The sequence below is a fragment of the Glutamicibacter sp. NPDC090743 genome (assembly GCF_044769125.1).
Classification (GTDB): domain Bacteria; phylum Actinomycetota; class Actinomycetes; order Actinomycetales; family Micrococcaceae; genus Glutamicibacter.
In genome coordinates, this window is sequence record NZ_JBIVXE010000011.1 from 44,709 (window position 1) to 60,112 (window position 15,404).

Consider the following 15,404-nt stretch of genomic DNA (forward strand, 5'->3'; position numbering starts at 1 on the left):
CACAAGACCAGGGCCAGGCTAGTACTCGCACTAGCCTGGCCCTTGTGTGTGCTAATGTAACTGGCTCGCCGCTTGTAAACTATGCGTAGAGAGTGAGACAATGCAGGTGTCCGAAAGGATGAAAACCTGTAAAGCTGCCAGCCGACCAAGTTTTCTGAAGCCCTGAAATAAGGGTGGCCCCGGTGCTGCGAACACCGGAGCCACTGGTCAAGTAACCACTTAGATCATGGTTTCAACAATGACCTTCACGAGAGCCACGAGCAGTCGAATCCCCTCCAAGAGATTTGAGACTGCCGTGGCTTTCGTCTTTTTCTTGCAGCAGCTGCAATGGTCTTTAGACTTCGCCATGATTTCACCCCCTTTCCGTTGCTAGACAATGAGCCAGCGAAGCAGAAGACCAACGATTCTGCTCCACTAACCCACCTTGACCGCTCCAGCACGGTTCCATGCGCCCAGGAATAAATCTTGATGCACGACGGGGGTGTGTAGTCGAGTACCACTTTATAGGGTTTAGCTAGGGAACACGGGTTATCTGCCGTCCAGCGCAAGTTACAGACTTACGGCACTTAGGACATTCCTAGGTGTGATGTCCAGGGACGTTGTTCTGGCCCCCGCCCGTAATGACACCGTGCCGATTCAAGAAGTATCTGTCCAGACCGCTTGCCATTGAAGGCATGTTAGAGTTTGGGGCATGTCGAGTCCCGAATCAGACAGGTCAGGGGTTGTCGGTCACACCGCCAGCCCCTTGAACCACTAGTTACGACGCCCACGATCTGTGTGGGCGTATGTCTGGCGTACCCCGGGGCGCTGGCCGTGGTGACAAGAAGAACCATTTCTTGATCTCACACCTCGGAGTACTCGATGCCTTTTGCCCTCTACATGCTTGCCCTGGCGGTCTTCGTCATGGGCACTTCAGAATTCATGCTCGCGGGATTGCTCCCCGCGATCGCGACCGAACTTGACGTCTCGGTCGGCACTGCGGGCCTGCTGACCTCCGCATTCGCAGTCGGTATGGTCGTCGGCGCGCCAGTGATGGCGGCATTCGCTCGCCGTTGGCCACCGCGGCTCACATTGATCGTTTGCCTTCTCGTGTTCGCGGGAAGCCACGTCATCGGAGCGATGACACCAGTGTTCTCTCTCCTGCTCATCACCCGGGTGCTCAGCGCTCTCGCAAACGCAGGATTCCTCGCCGTAGCACTGAGCACGGCCACTACCCTCGTGCCAGCGAACCAGAAGGGGCGTGCACTGTCGATCCTGCTCTCCGGCACGACGATCGCAACCGTCGTGGGCGTCCCCGCCGGGGCACTGCTCGGCACAGCGCTGGGCTGGCGAACGACGTTCTGGGCGATCGCCATCCTCTGTATTCCCGCGGCCGTTGGAGTCATTCGTGGCGTCACGAACAATGTTGGTCGGAGCGAGACTAGCGCGACCTCACCAAGGCTCCGTGTCGAGCTCAGCCAGTTGGCGACGCCGCGGCTCATCCTGGCCATGGCACTCGGAGCGCTGATCAACGGAGGGACCTTTGCGGCATTCACCTTCCTGGCACCCATCGTGACCGAGACCGCGGGCTTGGCCGAAGCGTGGGTGTCCGTCGCGCTGGTGATGTTCGGCATCGGATCGTTCCTTGGCGTCACGATCGCAGGACGACTATCAGATCAACGACCTGGCCTCGTGCTCGCAGTCGGCGGACCGCTATTGCTGACAGGCTGGATCGTGTTGGCAGTGGTCGCATCTCATCCCGTTGCGCTTATCGTCCTCGTCCTCGTTCAGGGATTCCTGTCGTTCGGCGTCGGCAGTACTCTGATCACGCGTGTGCTGTATGCAGCATCGGGTGCGCCAACGATGGGCGGTTCGTACGCAACCGCAGCATTGAATATCGGAGCTGCAGCGGGGCCCGTGCTTGGTGCGCTCGGGCTCGCGACCGGGCTGGGGCTGCTCGCGCCGGTTTGGGTCGCTTCGGTGCTGACAGCGATCGCTCTCGTCATCATGCTTCTCACCAGACGCGCGCTTACGAAGACCGCGGCGGAGGCCAATTGATGACCCATCCGAACGCTCTTCTCACTCCTCGTGCCCGTCTCCGGTTAGCTCGGCTGATTGTCGAAGACGGCTATCCGGCCACGATCGCCGCAAAGATGTTCATGGTCTCCCCGATCACTGCCCGGAAATGGGCAGGCCGCTACCGGGAAGAGGGTGAGTTTGGGATGCAGGATCGCTCCAGCAAGCCGCACCGGATCCCAGGCAGGACGCCCGAGCATGTCAAGAAGAAGATCATCAACCTGCGCTGGCGGCTTCGACTGGGGCCAGCCCAGATCGCTGCGCGACTTGGTCTCTCGACGTCGACTGTTCACGCGGTCCTCGTCCGTTGCCGCGTGAACCGCCTCTCGCATATCGATCGTGTCACTGGCGAGCCATTGCGGCGATATGAGCATCCTCATCCGGGATCGTTGATTCATGTCGATGTCACGAAGTTCGGCAACATCCCCGACGGCGGTGGACATCGTTACGTAGGTCGGCAGCAAGGCGCACGGAACAAGCTCGCGACTCCGGGATTACCACGAGGAAAAGATCACAAGCCGCGCACCGGGACGGCGTTCGTTCACACAGTCATCGACGACCACTCCCGCGTCGCATACGCAGAAATCTGGTCGGATGAGCAGGCGAGCACAGCGGTGGGAGTTCTCGAACGCGCCGTGGCCTGGTTCGCCGAACGAGGCGTGACCGTCGAGCGAGTCCTATCCGACAACGGGTCGGCATACAGATCCCACGCATGGAGGGACTTCTGCGCTCGGCTCGGCATCCGACACAAGCGGACACGCCCCTACCGGCCGCAGACGAACGGGAAGATCGAGCGATTCCACCGCACGCTCGGGGACGGCTGGGCCTATGCCAGGTTTTACGGTTCAGAGGCCGAACGACGCCTGGCGCTGCCCGGCTGGCTCCACTTCTACAACCACCACCGACACCACTCTGCGATTGGCGGCGTACCCTTCGACCGACTCAACAACGTCCCTGGACATCACACCTAGGCGAAGCCGCACACATAATCCGAGCTCTACTGTCCAACCTCTGGAGATCCGGTGACCTTGGCTATTAAGGGGACTGTCTACCGCTCTTGATAGGTTCGGCCATTCCCCTTAGACTTAGTAACAGTAGACGATAGTAAGTAGGGGTGTTTAGATGCGTATCCTCAAAGGCCTAGGCTCGCTCATCACGCTGGTGGTGATGCTAGTCGGAGTGCCGTTCGCACTCATCCACCTGGCCGGAAATCCGATCCCCTCGATGCAAAGCCTGCAGGATCTCTTCCTGCTTCCAGGGCTGGCCGGCCCACTCCTGATTGAAAGCGTTCTACCAATCATTGGTTGGATCGCCTGGGCAACCTTCGCTTTTGGCATCTTATCGGTCATCCCTGCAATGATCAGGAACGTCGAGCCGCCTCAACTCCCAGGGCTCTCCATCCAGCAAAAGACCGGCAAGGCGCTGATCGGCTCCATCATCGCAATGGTGACAGTCTTTGGCGCGCCTGGTGCTTTCGCCGCAGAGACCCCTCAGATCGATGCAGGCACGCAGATCTCTCAAACCATTTCTCACACCAAAAGCTCCCAGGCCTCGGTCAAGACTGCAGAGGAATCAAAGCAGCAGCTACCCACTGTGTCCGTGAAGAACGGCGATAGCCTCTGGTCCATTGCCGAGCAGCGACTGGGGGACGGTAACCGGTTCCCGGAAATCGCCAAGCTCAACTATGGAGTAAAGCAGCACGACGGCAGCTCGCTATCTAAAGACCACTACATTCACTCTGGCTGGAAGCTCACCCTTCCATCCGATGCAACGCCTTCCAAGGACGTTGAGCACAAGGTCAAGGACGGCGAAACATTCTCATCCATCGCCAAAGACTTGTACCAGGACTCGGATAAGGCAGATGACATCTACAACGCTTCAGCCTCCATCGTGCAGTTCGACGGCCGGCAGCTGGGCGATGGAGCTGCACTCAAGGCCGGCTATCGCGTGATTGCCCCCGACGCTCAGAAGGCTTCCGCACCGGTCGCCAAGGAAGTATCAAAGCCGAAGCCGGTCGAAAAGGAAAAACCAGCACCTGCACCTACCAAAGCAGAGGCGGCACCAGAAGCTGCGCCGAAGGCTGAAACACCAGCACCTGTTGCTGACTCGTCCCCTGATGTTGTGATCGCGGACCAGGCTCCTTCGCCGAATGAAGAGAGCTCCAGCGGGTTGCAGCTTCCCGCCCCGACCGTATGGGGTGCAGCGGGAATTCTGGCTGCAGGAGTCATTGGATTGCTGAAGGTCAAGCGGGGAAGGCAAGAGCGTCGCCGCAAGCCGGGGGAGCGCATCCCTGCGATGACCAGTGAAGCGCACCTGGTTGAATCAGAGCTGACCGCGGCTGCCGATCCTGCCAGCGTCGATGATGTGGATCGCGCTCTGCATTTCCTGGCCAGTTGGGCTATGGACAAGGGACTGGGACTGCCACGACTGTTCGCAGTACGCCTGTCAGCTTCATCTATCGAGGTGTACCTAGATCAGCCAATGGGGCTTCCGCTGCCCTTCGTGGCCGGTCATGACGATCAGACCGTCTGGACCTTGAATCCCGCAGACCTCCCAGAGTTTGAGCGTCAGACTTCCGCCCCATACCCAGGGCTCGTCTCGCTTGGTCGAGACGATAATGACGGCCACTTGCTCATCGATTTGGAACAGACCAGAGCGCTCAATGTCGCTGGCGATGACGCCACGGCGAAAGGAGTGCTCACTGCCCTGGCAATCGAGCTGGCCAGCTCCCGGTGGTCTGAAGAGCTACTAGTCAGTCTCGTGGGGTTCGCCCCTGAACTGCCTGAAGCGTTCAACACCGGCCGCTGCCGGTACTTCAACACCGCTGAGGATCTCATCGCTGATCTTGAAGCGCGCGCACAGCGGCTGGCAGAGGATTTGGAAGCCGAAGGATACGAAAGCACCCAGGACGCTCGTGTAGCGCATCCACACGCCGAGTCTTGGCCACCAGAGATCATCTTGCTCGATACCCTGCCAGAAAAAGACGTGGCTGTGCGCCTGGCCCAAGTCGTCGAAAAGACTCCTCGTGTGGGCATCGCTGCCATCACCCAGGGTCATCTTTCCGGGGACTGGGCTCTGGAGGTCAACGGTGACGGCCGCGCTGTCTTGTCCCCAACGGGGATTGAATTTGCCGCGCAGGTAGTGACCGAAGAAAAGTATCGGCACATCCTCACTGCCCTGGGAATCGCCGAACAAGATCCAGTTCCGGCTGAGCCTGTGGAGGTACCGGCACCGGAGAAGCCAGCTGTGACGGCGGTGGAAACAGAGCGCCCAATCAAGCTCAAGGATCGTGCGAAGGATATTGCCGAGGAAGAGGTCACCGTGACCTTGCCATCAGCACCGTTCATTCGTGTGCTGGGTGCAGTCACTATCGAGAATCCATGCGGGAACTTGCCAGCCAGTAGCAAGGGCTCGATGGCCACCACTCGTGAAATCATCACCTATCTGGCGCTGCATCCCAATGCCAACACCGAGCAGTACGACGCGGCGCTGCACTTCAATCAGCGTGTTACCAGCAACAACCGCAATCCCAAGATCTCGAATGCTCGAAAGTTCTTGGGCACCTCGCCTGAAGGGGAACAGTACTTGCTTCCCTACAACAAAGAACAGGGATACCGTCTGCATCCTGATGTGCGTACTGACTGGAGCATCTTCCAGGAGCTCGTAGGATCAGATCCTTTCAACGCTTCCACTGCACGGTTGAAAGCGGCTCTGGATCTTGTCCGCGACGTTCCACTGTCTTCTGGAATTCGAGCCGACCACAATACCGGCGAATGGCTCGAAAAGGACATGAACGAGATGCGCGCCGCGATTTCCGATGTCGCCTATGAGCTGGGGGAGCGCGCTCTGGAGGAGCAAGATTATGAGCTGCTGATCCAGGCTGGTGTCATCGGTATTCAGGTGTCCCCTCGTTCTGAAGCCCACCGCCGGCACAAGCTGATCGGTTACGCAAAGCAGTTTGATGAGGCAAGCTTCAAACGGACCGTGGAGGAGATCTACGAGCAGATCTCTGCTTTGGAAGAAGACGGGCCAGATCCAGAGACAGCTAACGTCATTGCCCAGTACTCTCAAGTGCTGCAACGGGCGAAAGCCTCATAAGGATCTCGCGTGATTCGACTCATTGGACAGATGGCTGCAGCTGGAGATGTTCTTGCTGCAGCCATCTTCTGCATCGCAGCTCTCGCGTACCTGGCGTTCTCTGCGCCCTTGATCATCATTGATGTGAAAGAGCATCGCCTACCGGCTCCTATCGTCCGCTGCTGGGCCGCTGTGGCGCTCGTGGCCTTATGCTCAGGCTTTTGGGCTGGAGGGATGCCAGAGCGGATTCTCGGTGTACTGCTGGGCGGCGTGGCCTACGGTGTGGTGTACCTGGTCATCCATCTGGCTAACCCGCAAGGAATGGGATTCGGCGACGTAAGACTCGCACCTGTCCTTGGGTTCTACCTCGGCGCTCTTTCCTGGGCTCATGTCTTCTATGGGCTCCTGTCTCCCATGCTCTGCGCCCTAGTCATCGGAGTAGTACTACTGCTGCTGAGGACGCGAAGAATGACCGAGCACTTCGCCTTTGGGCCGTACATGATTCTCGGTGTCCTTGCAGTCCTGGTGTTCGGGTAGCTGCAAAGAGAAATGGATGGCCGGCAATGTTGCCTGGCCATCCATTTCTGATACTGATCCTCATTCGGATCTCGACACCGTTTCAGTTGCTCTCAGTTGAAAGAGGTACCCAGGCGGTGAGCACTGATCCATCGTCAATCTGCAGCAGACGCATTTGGTTTTCGGGGCCGAGCGCCAAGATATCGTCTACGAAATGGCGGTAGGTGACGAAGATGAAGACTCCGCCGTTGTCTTTGATGAAATCTCTGATCTCGGGGTAGCAATCATCAAAATCATAGAATCCGTAGGGTTTTGTCATGCTGTGGACCTTGAAACCCTGACCTGACTCTTTCAACACCATGCCCGTATCAGGCCGTTGAGACGGATCAAGCAAAGCAAGGTTGGTGAACAGCTCATACCCTGCTTTAGCGAAGGGCTCCATCAATGATGTGCTGCCGTTTTGAATATCCTCGAAATCTACAGCCGGACCGTTGATTGAAGGGTTCAAGATAATGGCTGGCACTGGCACCTTGACTATCTCAGCAGTCTTTCGGAACCACTTTTTTCGTGCCTCCTGCTTGCCCACGACAGTTCCGAACATCGACCACCTGTAGTCATGTGGGGTGACGATGTTCCCCATCATGCCCTGAGTGCTTGGCTGGCACGTTGCATGTCGTGCCCACACGGTGAATCTCATGGACTCAATGATCGAAACATCCAGACGGACCGACTGAGGTGCCTTCAGAGGTCGATTGCAAACGCGGCAGTCGCCGCCATGGATCGACTCTCGAATCTCGGCGGCAAGCTCGGGAGTTACATGGTCTTCCAACTCGTCATCTTGAACTAGGGCCAGTGGCATTGGAATCTCCATTCGGTGGAAAGCAGGTTCATTTCACCCTAACCCTCCGCACCCACAAGTTGTGCTCTATGCCACTCCGCCGTCCACTTTGGGTCCAAAACCGTCCAAAATTTTTGGTTGTCCCACCTTTCGCAGAAACAAAGGTGGGACAGCCGAGCCACTCTGACTAGGACTTTTAAAAAGTGTCCCACCTTGGCGTTTTAAAGGTGGGACACCTCAAATTATTGGTTGACTAGGCTCTTTAGTCACGCTGTCCCACCTGTCCCACCTTTGAGAGCAGACATATACATATGCGCGCGCGAGGGAGAGATGGACGCACACGTGGATTGGATCAAACCAGCGAGATTTGAGAGTTGTTGAAAATTTTTTGGTGTTCGTGTCCAAGTCGCTCTGAAGCGGTGACCTTGAACGTGTAGAAGCACCATGAAGGGAATTAGCCATGAAGATGAAAGCTACGCACGACACGCCGAACCACATCTCCACGCCTATGTTGAATCAAGTTACCGGTAGTCTCAAACCATGGCTTCAACACGATCTTTTGGAAAACGGCGTTTGGTTAACGTGCGCGTCCCCGAAAGCGACGTTGCATTCTTTGATGAGCTTGCTGCCAAGGAAGACTTGGATCTCGGCCCATGGGTCCTCAAGCAACTCTATGAACGGCAGCACCTTCCTGTGCCTGACTACGTTGGCGCTGTTAAGCGTCGCCAAGTCCGAGAAGATCCACCTGGAGCCGTCGCTTGATTTTTTACGCTTAAGCGGAAATGGCCGCCCCTGCCAGGGCGGCCATCCGAAGAATTTGACTCGATATTGATCGCCAAATCTGAGATCGAGTCACTAATACACCTATTCCAGAAGGAGCATTGTGCTTCCATGATAGCAATCTTGAAGCAACTTGCACTAGTGATGCGCGCCTCCAGCGTGTCAAGCAGTGAAGTAATCGCAGGTGAATCCCATGTCTGAGAATTCACCGATACCTGCACTGCGCTCATCACTTGATCGCGTACTCAACGCTTTAGAACGTCTCGGCTTCCCAACGAAGAATTCGGATCACTTCCAGACGCTCTGCCCTTGCCACGACGACCGCACCCCTTCACTCGACGTGACCTGGCGTGACGGCCGCATTCTGCTGCATTGCTTCGGGTGCGAAGCGTCTTTTGCTGACCTGACCCAAGGCCTCGGACTGGAACCGACTGATCTGTTTGATGAAGAGAAGCCCCGCGACCAGTGGAACAACGATCGCAAAGCCCCTCGCAAGTTACCAACCCGCGAGAAGCTTCCCCCACGCATTGCAGCCCTAAACGATGCTGGCGAGGTTAAGCCCCGGCACCGTTTCAAAGTCACTCGCACCTATGACTACTTCGACATCGATGGCGTCCTTGTCCAGCAAGTAATCCGCGAAGAATGCTCCATCTCAACGCATCCTGCCAAGCGATTCGTACAGACTTTCGTAGACTCTTCGACCGGTGAAACTGTCCGCAAGAAGCCGGAAGGCTTTGTTCCCGTGCCATACCGGCTGCCACAGCTCGTTGAAGGCATCCAGGCTGGCAAATCCGTCTACGTCGTGGAAGGCGAGAAGGACGCCGACAATGGAGCTGAGAGGGGACTAGTCACTACGACTAACGCCCAGGGCTCCGGCTCCTTCACCGATGCTATGGCTGCCTGGCTTGTCCAAGAGGATGAAGCCGGCCAACCCATCAACACCACAGTCTTCATCGTCGCTGACCGAGATCAGGCCGGCTATAACCGCGCAGTGAACTTGTTCAAGCTCTTCAACGAAATGGGCCTCCGGCCTCAGATCGTGCTTCCGGCAACTTTGGACTCGAAGAGCGATCTCACCGATCATTTTGAAGCCGGCTTCGGTGTAAACGACCTCATCAAGGTCTCCTTCCAGCACGCTACTCTGCTCCTGCAGCTTGAAGCCTCGAAGAAGAGTTACGAGAAGGTGCAGGAAGCCACCAAGGAAGCGACTGCCCAGTACCGCGAAGCCTCCAATGACGATGAGGATAAGAGCCATCAGAAGGCCGCTCATACCTGGGCCAAGGAAGCTTCTCGCCGTCTGGGTCAGGTCCGTGAATCAACTGAGCTCCCTCCAGAGATCTCCCGCGAGAACGCGGAAATCGCTTCTGAGATTTCCAAGATTCGCGAGAACTCTTTCGGACTCGTAGAGAACACTTACAAGCTTGTCGGCCTCAAAGAAACCTCAGCCCTCAAGGGCGACCACAACGAAGTCGGCACAGTTACGCCTATCGGCGGTGAACAGGTCGAGACCTTCTCAACTGGAGTGATGGAGAACGACCCCGTTCCTCATCAGCCGAACACCTCCAGCCACTTTGCCGTGCGTCGCGGCGAAATTGTGCGCGTCTCGCAAAGCACTAACAATGACGGAGAGCTTACCTACAAGTTTGAAGCTGTCTTGACTGGCTGCTGGGCTCAAGTTCTCGATCAGTTTGTGGAAGATGACGGCCAAGAACACGAATACACCCTGCCTTCGCTGGGTATGCGCGTAGCCTTCTACCGTTGGAAGCGCGACCAGGACGGAAAGATCGAACGCAACACTGACGGATCTTTCAAAACCGAGTCAGAGATCGTTACCTGGAACGCTGAAACCATCCAGAAAGGTAAGTGGGTCGATGAGATCCCATGGTATGGTGCATCAGCTCTGGGCTCCACTAGCCGCCGCGGCAGGGACGCTGCATTCGATGGCATCCTCAAAGCTCTGCCATCGCCTTCCAAAAAGACGCCCAAGTACACCTCCACAGGCTGGCGAGACACCCCAGACGGACCCGTATTCGTCCATGCACATGGAGTGATCGGGAAAGACGGCCTGGTTGAGGCAGAAACTGCCCTCCCGGACGTTATGAGCGTGTACAAGCTCCCCAAGCCCACCTCGGATGCCTCAAAGCTCCTGAGTGCCTGGGAAACGGGTGTCTTCCCAATGATGGATCATCTGCCAGCTCGAATCATCATGCCCTTGATGGGTTTCGTTTTTGAATCCGTCTTCCGCGACCGCATCAAAGCCACCCTTCACCTGCAGGGCGGACGCTCCAGCTACAAGACTGCTACCGCGAACCTCTGCATGCAGTTCTTCGCACCTGGGATCTACTTCAACGGACGCCGAGAAGTCATTTCTGGCGCTAACTCAGGCGGCACCGCCCTCGGTATCCTGCGCACCGCAGCCATGGCCACCAACATGCCTGTCTTGGTCGATGACTTCGCACCAGACGGTGACCCTAAAAAGGCCCAAAAGAAGCTCGGCGATGTGGCCCGAATGAACTATAACGGCACGTTGCGCAGCGTGGGTACGATCTCGGGAGGTGTAAAGAACGACCGCCAGCTCCGCACCGGGCTGATCACCACAGGCGAGCTTGGTCCAGATGACTCAGCTGAGACCCGCCTGCTCACACTGCTGCTGAGCCCAGGCGATATTGCCGATGCCCAGGATCTTTTCCCGCAGCTGGAAAACACCAAAGCCCGGCATGCTCGTGCATTGCTTGGATCATCGCTCATCCAGCACCTAGCCAAGACCTTGGACAAGGAGCTCGAAGAGCGCCAGTACTGGCAGGACCACCGCGGCGAACCCGGTAACCCTTACGATTACTGGGTCAAGCAGGTCCGCCAGTTGCCTCACGATTCCAGCCTGGAAGGACGTTTTTCCGATGCTGGGCAATGGTGCTCACACGGCCTGCGCCTCATGGCACGCATGATGGTGGCCAACGGCGCATTCACCGAAGCTGACGCTGATGACTTCCTCATGTACGGCGATTTCGGCATCCTCGAAGCTCTCAAGCTCCAGAACGATGTCGCCGGCGACTCTGCACACCGTATGGTCAACTACCTGCGTGAAGCCCTAGCTTCCAATGACGCACACGTAACTACCTCTGACGGAGGGCAGCCATTCAACGCAGAAGAAGCAGGCTGGGTAGTGCGTGGAAGCACTTTCGACAGCGGGGAGCCGATCTACCAGCCAGCCGGCCAGAAAATCGGTGCTCTCAAAGATGAACGCGTTTACTTGTTCCCGAGCATCTGCATGAGTGTAGCCAACAAGATGGCAGCTGCCGCAGATTCCACGTTCGGCGAATCCTCAGTGTCTATCGGCTCTGCGATGCTTTCTCATAACTGGATCACCCGAGATAGCGATGGCAAGTGTGCCTCGCAGCGCCGCATTTCCGGTAAGAAACTCCGCGTCTGGGATATTCCTGCAGCGGTCCTTTTCGGCAATGACAACGACGATAACCGCAACGACCAGGTAACGGACGGCAGCGGCCAAGGACCGGCTGCTGATGCACCTGAATGGCTGCCTGTATTCAGCCCCTGGGGAGAGCCACAAGAGCCTACAGAAGCGCCGCAGCCCACCGTTCCGGCCTCCCACACTTTCACCGACCGGGCAGGTGCCCAGATCCTCATGACCCATCTTGAGGAGTATCAGCCCTGCGTGGATTGCGGACAAGCCGCTGCAGGCAGCGTCAATGGCCTGGCAATCCACGAGGACTGCTGGAATGCCCGGATCGCACCTGTAATCGAGCCAGAACCTACCGAGCCTGAACTAGTGGTGCTCAGCGATGAAAACACTGCTCAAGCCAATGACTCGTCCCCATTCCCTGAGCCGGTTTCATCAACTCCACCGCAGGCTAAGAACACGGTAGCTGCCGCCAACAAGCCGCAGTTCGCTGCTTCAAGTGCAGTTCTCGACCTCGATGGCCTGTACCTTCCTGGCCAGCCAGTAAACCCAGACGTGAAGATACCTGCCCATGTTGGTGAGTTCGTGGCTCTGGTCAATAGGCTGAACTTAGGCACCGTCATCCGTAGCACACGCTCGAAGGAAGGGCAGTGGAGCTACAAGACCGCACCAGGTCAGATCTACTTGACCAACGATGCTACCTGCAAGATCTTCGGCATCGACCCCCAAGACCTTCCGAGGGACCGCGATTCACGCCGTAAGTTGCTGGAGGAAGTCTCCAAGGGGCATCCATTCCTCGCTGACGCGCTGGCTGACGGCTGGGAGATGACCCATAAGGGAGAAAAGATCTCGGGCAGCATGCGCGTGTACCGCAGCGAAGAAGACCGTTCAGATGAGCGGTGCATGGTTGCTTTCATCCCTATGCTTGGCGATGATGCTTACCCATTGATCGCTCAGAAGAATGAGGAGGGCAAGCTCGTTGGGCCGGCAGCAACAGGAACAGTTGCTGTGCGCCTTCAGAAGTTCTCCGATGCTTTGGAGTACCCATTCACTGTTTCGGCGAGCAGTACTGGCCTGAACCTTCTGTCGGAAACCCGAAGGGATCGCAAAGACAGCCTAGCCGCTTCCACTCCAGTTCCACCGGCAACGATTCCAGGCCTAGTACTGGACCATAACTGGTCCCGCAAGCCAAGTGCCGAGGAAAAGCAGCTGAAGTACGTTCACGCCTACGACCGAAGCGCTTCATACCTTGCTGCAGCTGACACCTCCTACGGTATCGGGGAAGCTGAGCATCTCACCGCCCCAGACTTTGATCCGAAGCTTCCCGGCTACTGGAAGATCGAAGTACCTGAAGCCGGCGAATGGCTCTACCCCTCGATCTTCAATCCAGGAGGCCGCAACATTGAAGGGGCTTTCTGGTACACCACAGAGACCCTGGCCTGCGCCACCAAGGATCTCGGGTATGAAATCGAGCCACAAGAAGCCTACGTATGGCCGACAAACACTCGCATCTTCAGCACTTGGGTGAAGAAGATCAGCGATGCTCGCACGCTACTGGACTCCGCGGACCCAGATGCCCAGGCTGCACGCGATGTGATCAAGAGCCTCTACGTCCGCACCTTCGGCATGATGGGCTCTCACGAGTACCATCAGGGCCGTATGGGCTACGCTCCAGAACGCTATGACCTCCTCAAAGGCCGTGCTGGTGCAAACATCATCCGGCGCATCCTGCAGATTGGCAATGACACCGGAAACTGGCCACTGGCTGTTTTCACAGACACGATCTTGTACGCATCTGACGAACCAGATGGCGTGAAGGCATGGCCAGGGCTGGAACGAAACTACGGCCGCAAGCCGGGAGCCTACAAGCATGAAGGCACCACCACGATGGAAAAACTCATGCCGTACCTGACTGGCAACGGTGTGGATCTCACAGCCGTCCGTGAGCTGCTGAACAAGGAAGGGGAGTAGCGAAATGTGGGATGACGTAGAAGCACCAGAACCATCAGACCGCCGAAGCCTGTTCTTCAAGGCAATGACCGGACGTGAGACTGCAGCTGTTTCAGGCAATAAGTCCGAAAGCATTCTGGACATGCTCAAAACCGTTGCTCACCGTCCAAATGGGACGGTTGATACTAAACGTGCCGCCCAGGAGCTCGGAGTCAGTCAGCGAACGATTCAGCGTTGGGTCAAAGGGACTCAGAAGCCGAACCTACAGCACGGAAAAACTTTGAAGAAGAAGAGCCGGCAGGTGGCATCTACCAAGGCCGGACGTAAAAAAGCCATTCAGGAAAGCTTGAAGGGAAGCCGCAAACGAATGGCACAACGAGGTGCCAAAATTACCGTGAAGGGCATGCAGGGCGTCTCAGGAACGAATTCCATGGGGGATGACTACAAGCGTCTGCGTTCAGCCACGCTAAACCTCACCCCTGACCAGATGCAGGACTTGATGCACGCCTATGCAGAAACTGGAGATCGCGGAATTGGTGAGTACTTGGAGAAGCTCTACAGCGATAACTACGGCGCTGGCCAATGGAACATGAAATGGATCAGCGATATTAACCTCAAGGAGATCTAAGAGATCCGCTCAGCCTTATTCAGCCAGAACTCTGGCAAAGGCGCAGAATCTAAAATAACGCTATTCCGCCCCTGGACCTTGGACTCGGGCGGAATTTGCACTCTCCAGGCCTCCAGGTCTTTCAAGAGCTCATATTTCAGCTGCTCTGCCTCGAAGCGATTATTTCGCACCATACGAATCACAACCTGACCAGGGCGGTGAACTCTCCACCGGTCCTTAGTCGATAGCCGGCTAATGCGAGGAATCCATAGGCGCAGCCAAGGCATATGCATCAAGTAGATCCCGTGTGGCTCCAGCCAACCGAGCTTCTCCCAGTCTTCATCAGGTCTACGCGCAAGCCGAGCTCGATGAGCACTTTCTTCCGCAACACCCAACCGCACCTGCTCGTTGACCAGCTGGACCGGATCAACTTTCACCCGCTCATAGACAGTTTCTCGGCGTGAAACAGGAAGCGTTCCGCGAGCCCACCTACGTACCGTATCCGGGTGAACGTCCAGAGCCTTGCCCACCTGGTGAGCATTGAGGAATGCATGATGTTCTCTTTCCCACGCCAGATATCCCAAGGCCAGTACAGTGCGCACATGTGGTGCTTTGTACCAGGGCTCATCAGAGGAAACCGGGAACGGGTTAGCAAACTGTGTAGGCTCTAGAGTCTCAGGAATCTTGCTCACTGCTACTGTCCTTAGTTACAAACTTTGGAGGCCGGCCGAACCACTCGCCCTTCTCATAGAGCTTTTGCACAGTAGCCATGTACCCCTCAATTTCTGAGCGGCTGAACACCGTGATTTTTGAATGCAACGGCTCAGGAAACGGAGCCTTCACCGAGGAGTCAGACTGCTCACTCCTCTTGCTCATCAACCTGCGCTGCCGAATCCCTGAGTCACTGATCCCCAGCAGCTCTTTCACTTCCTCCGTGGTCAACCAATCGGACTTGTCCTCGCTCATGCCCAGCTCCTTTACTTAGTTACGTTTGGCGCTATTATCTCACCTTGCACAGCTGCCCAGCAACTATCACAGAAAAGTAACAAAACGATTTCTCGCAGGCCCGGAGCCCTCCGCAACCACAAGAAAAATCCCCGGCTCACTCGGGCTTGCCCGAGTGCAGACCGATTCGAGCGCAGCGAGTAATCCTGCAACGCAGG

General features: G+C 56.8%; 11 protein-coding genes. 8 read left to right on the plus strand and 3 right to left on the minus strand.

The window, feature by feature from the left end; genetic code table 11:
* Positions 1-777: 777 nt before the first annotated feature.
* The 5 genes from ACIQTS_RS17700 (at position 778) to ACIQTS_RS17720 (ending at position 6,669) form a co-directional block, all read left to right on the plus strand.
* On the plus strand, positions 778-840 hold the full coding sequence (locus ACIQTS_RS17700) for a chloramphenicol resistance leader peptide (RefSeq protein WP_402474240.1): 63 nt from the start codon (positions 778-780) through the stop codon (positions 838-840).
* Between the two features lie 21 nt (positions 841-861).
* A complete protein-coding gene (gene cmx, locus ACIQTS_RS17705; protein WP_005297378.1) occupies positions 862-2,037 on the plus strand; it encodes a chloramphenicol efflux MFS transporter Cmx in 1,176 nt (391 codons plus the stop codon).
* Positions 2,037-3,026, plus strand: a complete 990-nt coding sequence (locus ACIQTS_RS17710; RefSeq protein ID WP_011113072.1) for an IS481-like element IS5564 family transposase — start codon at positions 2,037-2,039, stop codon at positions 3,024-3,026. Before cmx ends, ACIQTS_RS17710 begins: the two co-directional genes overlap by 1 nt.
* 151 nt (positions 3,027-3,177) lie before the next feature.
* Positions 3,178-6,153: a LysM peptidoglycan-binding domain-containing protein gene (locus tag ACIQTS_RS17715; RefSeq protein ID WP_402474222.1), complete on the plus strand. Its 2,976-nt coding sequence runs from the start codon at positions 3,178-3,180 to the stop codon at positions 6,151-6,153.
* A 9-nt stretch (positions 6,154-6,162) separates the two neighbouring features.
* Entirely contained in the window at positions 6,163-6,669 is a 507-nt protein-coding gene (locus tag ACIQTS_RS17720) for a prepilin peptidase (protein ID WP_402474224.1), read from the plus strand.
* 82 nt (positions 6,670-6,751) lie between these two features.
* Here ACIQTS_RS17720 and ACIQTS_RS17725 read toward each other — a convergent pair whose 3' ends face one another.
* Entirely contained in the window at positions 6,752-7,507 is a 756-nt protein-coding gene (locus ACIQTS_RS17725) for a hypothetical protein (RefSeq protein ID WP_402474225.1), read from the minus strand.
* Positions 7,508-7,946: 439 nt separating this feature from the next.
* Here ACIQTS_RS17725 and ACIQTS_RS17730 point away from each other — a divergent pair, with 439 nt between their 5' ends.
* From ACIQTS_RS17730 to ACIQTS_RS17740, 3 genes are all read left to right on the plus strand, one after another.
* Positions 7,947-8,318: a hypothetical protein gene (locus ACIQTS_RS17730; protein ID WP_402474227.1), complete on the plus strand. Its 372-nt coding sequence runs from the start codon at positions 7,947-7,949 to the stop codon at positions 8,316-8,318.
* Positions 8,319-8,459: 141 nt separating this feature from the next.
* Positions 8,460-13,655: a CHC2 zinc finger domain-containing protein gene (locus ACIQTS_RS17735; RefSeq protein ID WP_402474229.1), complete on the plus strand. Its 5,196-nt coding sequence runs from the start codon at positions 8,460-8,462 to the stop codon at positions 13,653-13,655.
* Between the two features lie 4 nt (positions 13,656-13,659).
* Positions 13,660-14,262 carry a hypothetical protein gene (locus ACIQTS_RS17740; protein ID WP_402474231.1) on the plus strand — a complete coding sequence of 201 codons (603 nt, stop codon included), beginning with the start codon at positions 13,660-13,662 and terminating at the stop codon, positions 14,260-14,262.
* Here ACIQTS_RS17740 and ACIQTS_RS17745 read toward each other — a convergent pair.
* Together ACIQTS_RS17745 and ACIQTS_RS17750 are read right to left on the minus strand one after the other, a co-directional pair.
* Positions 14,259-14,933, minus strand: coding sequence for a hypothetical protein (locus ACIQTS_RS17745; RefSeq protein ID WP_402474233.1), 675 nt, complete (start codon positions 14,931-14,933; stop codon positions 14,259-14,261). The two genes, ACIQTS_RS17740 and ACIQTS_RS17745, sit on opposite strands and share 4 nt — an antisense overlap.
* Entirely contained in the window at positions 14,917-15,207 is a 291-nt protein-coding gene (locus ACIQTS_RS17750) for a hypothetical protein (protein ID WP_337446741.1), read from the minus strand. The genes ACIQTS_RS17745 and ACIQTS_RS17750 overlap by 17 nt, the downstream gene beginning before the upstream one ends.
* Between the last annotated feature and the right edge of the window lie 197 nt (positions 15,208-15,404).